Source organism: Mycobacterium sp. shizuoka-1 (assembly GCF_002723835.1).
GTDB lineage: Bacteria > Actinomycetota > Actinomycetes > Mycobacteriales > Mycobacteriaceae > Mycobacterium.
Window position 1 is genome coordinate 1 of sequence record NZ_BEWG01000131.1, and the last position, 5,246, is coordinate 5,246.

Here is a 5,246-nt window from a genome sequence, read left to right on the forward strand (position 1 = left end):
ATTCACTTTTCAGTGATTCCCCGTGGTGGGGAAGGTTTAGTTTTGGTGGTGGGGTGCAGTGGTTTGACTGCTGTGGTGTGGTTGCGGGCATGATGTGCGTTTTACAAGGTCCGAAACAATGGTTGTTTGTTTTGGTTGTTGTAAGTTTTCGGCCGGTTAGTGCCAGTTCCCTGAACACCTTGCGGTGCGTGTAGGTCTGGTCTATCGATCCCGTGGTCTGCGGGGGGCCTTATCCCTCTAAAAGGGTGAGAAACCTGGTCTTGGAGAAGGTTTCCCGCTTAGATGCTTTCAGCGGTTATCCTGTCCGAACGTGGCTATCCAGCGGTGCCCCTGGTGGGACAACTGGTGGACCAGAGGTTCGTCCGTCCCGGTCCTCTCGTACTAGGGACAGGTTTCCTCAAGTTTCTGACGCGCGCGGCGGATAGAGACCGAACTGTCTCACGACGTTCTAAACCCAGCTCGCGTGCCGCTTTAATGGGCGAACAGCCCAACCCTTGGGACCTGCTCCAGCCCCAGGATGCGACGAGCCGACATCGAGGTGCCAAACCATCCCGTCGATATGGACTCTTGGGGAAGATCAGCCTGTTATCCCCGGGGTACCTTTTATCCGTTGAGCGACACCCCTTCCACTCAGAGGTGCCGGATCACTAGTCCCGACTTTCGTCCCTGCTTGACATGTCCGTCTCGCAGTCAAGCTCCCTTGTGCACTTGCACTCAACACCTGATTGCCGTCCAGGTTGAGGGAACCTTTGGGCGCCTCCGTTACATTTTAGGAGGCAACCGCCCCAGTTAAACTACCCACCAGGCACTGTCCCTGAACCGGATATACGGTCCGAGGTTAGAAGTCCAATACGATCAGAGTGGTATTTCAACAATGACTCCACCCAAACTGGCGTCTGGGTTTCACAGTCTCCCACCTATCCTACACAAACCGTATCGAACGCCAATACCAAGCTATAGTGAAGGTCCCGGGGTCTTTTCGTCCTGCCGCGCGTAACGAGCATCTTTACTCGTAGTGCAATTTCGCCGAGTCTATGGTTGAGACAGTTGAGAAGTCGTTACGCCATTCGTGCAGGTCGGAACTTACCCGACAAGGAATTTCGCTACCTTAGGATGGTTATAGTTACCACCGCCGTTTACTGGGGCTTAAATTCTCCGCTTCACCCAAGGGTTAACGGGTCCTCTTAACCTTCCAGCACCGGGCAGGCGTCAGTCCGTATACATCGTCTTGCGACTTCGCACGGACCTGTGTTTTTAGTAAACAGTCGCTTCTCACTGGTTTGTGCCACCCCCCACCGCTGCCGGCAGCTAGTGCCATGACAGTAGGAGGTCCCCCTTCTCCCGAAGTTACGGGGGTATTTTGCCGAGTTCCTTAACCATAGTTCACTCGTACGCCTTGGTATTCTCTACCTGACCACCTGTGTTGGTTTGGGGTACGGGCCGTGTGTGTGCTCGCTAGAGGCTTTTCTTGGCAGCAAAGGATCACCGAATTCGCCTCACTCGGCTATGCATCACCTCTCAGACACATGAGATACGGATTTGCCTATATCTCGTCCTACAGGTTTACCCCAGTATTACCACTGACTGGTACGGCTACCTACCTGCGTCACCCCATCGCTTGACTACTACCACCGAAGGTCCCGCGCAGCCCCAGAAACCATCACCCCGAAGGGATCCGTGGATCTGGATTTGGGCGGTTAGTACCGATGATTCATCAGGGACGCTCACACACGGGTACGGGAATATCAACCCGTTGTCCATCGACTACGCCTGTCGGCCTCGCCTTAGGTCCCGACTCACCCTGGGCGGACTGGCCTGGCCCAGGAACCCTTGGTCTTTCGGCGGGCAAGGTTCTCACTTGCCTTATCGCTACTCATGCCTGCATTCTCACTCCCACACCCTCCACAGCTCCATTACCAGGCTGCTTCACCGGTGTGCAGGACGCTCCCCTACCCATCAACAAACGTTGATGCCGCGGCTTCGGCGGTGTGCTTGAGCCCCGCTACATTATCGGCGCACAATCACTTGACCAGTGAGCTATTACGCACTCTTTCAAGGGTGGCTGCTTCTAAGCCAACCTCCTGGTTGTCTCTGCGACTGCACATCCTTTTCCACTTAGCACACGCTTAGGGGCCTTAGCCGGCGATCTGGGCTGTTTCCCTCTCGACGCACGGAGCTTATCCCCCGCCGTCTCACTGCTGCGCTCTCACTTACCGGCATTCGGAGTTTGGCTGACGTCAGTAACCCTGTGGGGCCCATCGGCCATCCAGTAGCTCTACCTCCGGCAAGAAACACGCAACGCTGCACCTAAATGCATTTCGGGGAGAACCAGCTATCACGGAGTTTGATTGGCCTTTCACCCCTACCCACAACTCATCCCCTCAGTCTTCAACCTAAGTGGGTTCGGGCCTCCACGCGGTCTTACCCGCGCTTCACCCTGGCCATGGGTAGATCACTCCGCTTCGGGTCCAGAACACGCCACTACACCACACACATGTATGGATACGCCCTATTCAGACTCGCTTTCGCTACGGCTACCCCACCCGGGTTAACCTCGCGACATGTCCCTGACTCGCAGGCTCATTCTTCAAAAGGCACGCCATCACCCCACTCAAAGAGAGGGCTCTGACGGATTGTAAGCGCACGGTTTCAGGTACTATTTCACTCCCCTCCCGGGGTACTTTTCACCATTCCCTCACGGTACTAATCCGCTATCGGTCACTGGGAAGTATTCAGGCTTACCGGGTGGTCCCGGCAGATTCACAGCAGATTCCACGGGCCCGCTGCTACTCGGGAACTCATCACCACAGAGAACATGTTTTCACCTACGGGGCTCTCACCCACTACGGCAGACCATCCCAGGCCACTTCGGCTAACACATTCTTTTCTCACTGCAGCCCAGACCGGCAGATCCAGGAAGACAAGCCCCACAACACCGCACACACAACCCCTGCCGGGTATCACATGCATACGGTTTAGCCATCCTCCGCTTTCGCTCGCCACTACTCACGGAATCACTTTTGTTTTCTCTTCCTACGGGTACTGAGATGTTTCACTTCCCCGCGTTCCCCCCCAACGCCTATGTATTCAGCGTTGGGTGACACGACATCACTCGTGCCGGGTTTCCCCATTCGGACATCCTCGGATCAACGCTCGGTTGACAGCTCCCCGAGGCATAACGCAGCCTCCCACGTCCTTCATCGGCTCCCAGTGCCAAGGCATCCACCATGCGCCCTTAAACACTTACAACACAAAAAACCAATTCGAAAAAAGAAATTGCACATCAACACACAACAGACCCAAAGATCTCCTGCGTGCTAGATGCTCGCAACCACTATCCACAAATCAAACACCACACCCCACCACCAAAGATGGAGCAACAACACGCCGACCCCGCCACCGCGGAACCACCCGGAAACCCGGGCACGGGCCTGTTGTCTCAAAGCCCAACAGTGTGTTTGGCAGCACCACGAACCGCTCAAGGAAAACCCTCAAGGCCCCGGCCGCAGATACTTTGCTTGTCGTGCACCAGACCCCCACCCACTACAGGCGAAAGGCCATCTTCACGAATCGATCAGAACACCGAACCCCCACACGATGTGGGCGGGCCTGATTCTCGTGGTGCTCCTTAGAAAGGAGGTGATCCAGCCGCACCTTCCGGTACGGCTACCTTGTTACGACTTCGTCCCAATCGCCGATCCCACCTTCGACGGCTCCCTCCCTTACGGGTTAGGCCACCGGCTTCGGGTGTTACCGACTTTCATGACGTGACGGGCGGTGTGTACAAGGCCCGGGAACGTATTCACCGCAGCGTTGCTGATCTGCGATTACTAGCGACTCCGACTTCACGGGGTCGAGTTGCAGACCCCGATCCGAACTGAGACCGGCTTTGAAAGGATTCGCTCCACCTCACGGCATCGCAGCCCTTTGTACCGGCCATTGTAGCATGTGTGAAGCCCTGGACATAAGGGGCATGATGACTTGACGTCATCCCCACCTTCCTCCGAGTTGACCCCGGCAGTCTCTCACGAGTCCCCACCATAACGTGCTGGCAACATGAGACAAGGGTTGCGCTCGTTGCGGGACTTAACCCAACATCTCACGACACGAGCTGACGACAGCCATGCACCACCTGCACACAGGCCACAAGGGAACCGACATCTCTGCCGGCGTCCTGTGCATGTCAAACCCAGGTAAGGTTCTTCGCGTTGCATCGAATTAATCCACATGCTCCGCCGCTTGTGCGGGCCCCCGTCAATTTCTTTGAGTTTTAGCCTTGCGGCCGTACTCCCCAGGCGGGGTACTTAATGCGTTAGCTACGGCACGGATCCCAAGGAAGGAAACCCACACCTAGTACCCACCGTTTACGGCGTGGACTACCAGGGTATCTAATCCTGTTCGCTCCCCACGCTTTCGCTCCTCAGCGTCAGTTACTGCCCAGAGACCCGCCTTCGCCACCGGTGTTCCTCCTGATATCTGCGCATTCCACCGCTACACCAGGAATTCCAGTCTCCCCTGCAGTACTCAAGTCTGCCCGTATCGCCCGCACGCCCACAGTTAAGCTGTGAGTTTTCACGAACAACGCGACAAACCACCTACGAGCTCTTTACGCCCAGTAATTCCGGACAACGCTCGGACCCTACGTATTACCGCGGCTGCTGGCACGTAGTTGGCCGGTCCTTCTTCTATAGGTACCGTCACTTGCGCTTCGTCCCTACTGAAAGAGGTTTACAACCCGAAGGCCGTCATCCCTCACGCGGCGTCGCTGCATCAGGCTTGCGCCCATTGTGCAATATTCCCCACTGCTGCCTCCCGTAGGAGTCTGGGCCGTATCTCAGTCCCAGTGTGGCCGGTCACCCTCTCAGGCCGGCTACCCGTCGTCGCCTTGGTAGGCCATTACCCCACCAACAAGCTGATAGGCCGCGGGCCCATCCCACACCGCAAAAGCTTTCCACCACAACCCATGAAGGCCGTAGTCCTATCCGGTATTAGACCCAGTTTCCCAGGCTTATCCCAAAGTGCAGGGCAGATCACCCACGTGTTACTCACCCGTTCGCCACTCGAGCACCCCGAAGGGCCTTTCCGTTCGACTTGCATGTGTTAAGCACGCCGCCAGCGTTCGTCCTGAGCCAGAATCAAACTCTCCAAACAAAAACCCCCCAACCACACAGGCCAGGGCAGAATTCGAATCAGAAAAATCTGACATCCAACAAAAAGACACCAAAACTGGCATCAAAAAACCACAC

Annotated in this window: 2 rRNA genes; both read right to left on the minus strand. The window is 56.2% G+C overall.

Annotated features, from left to right (window positions below):
* Window positions 1-136: 136 nt before the first annotated feature.
* Window positions 137-3,249, minus strand: a 23S ribosomal RNA gene (locus MSZK_RS30380).
* A gap of 383 nt (window positions 3,250-3,632) precedes the next feature.
* A 16S ribosomal RNA gene (locus MSZK_RS30385) occupies window positions 3,633-5,151 on the minus strand.
* Together the 16S and 23S rRNA genes form the textbook arrangement of a ribosomal RNA operon.
* Window positions 5,152-5,246 lie beyond the last annotated feature (95 nt).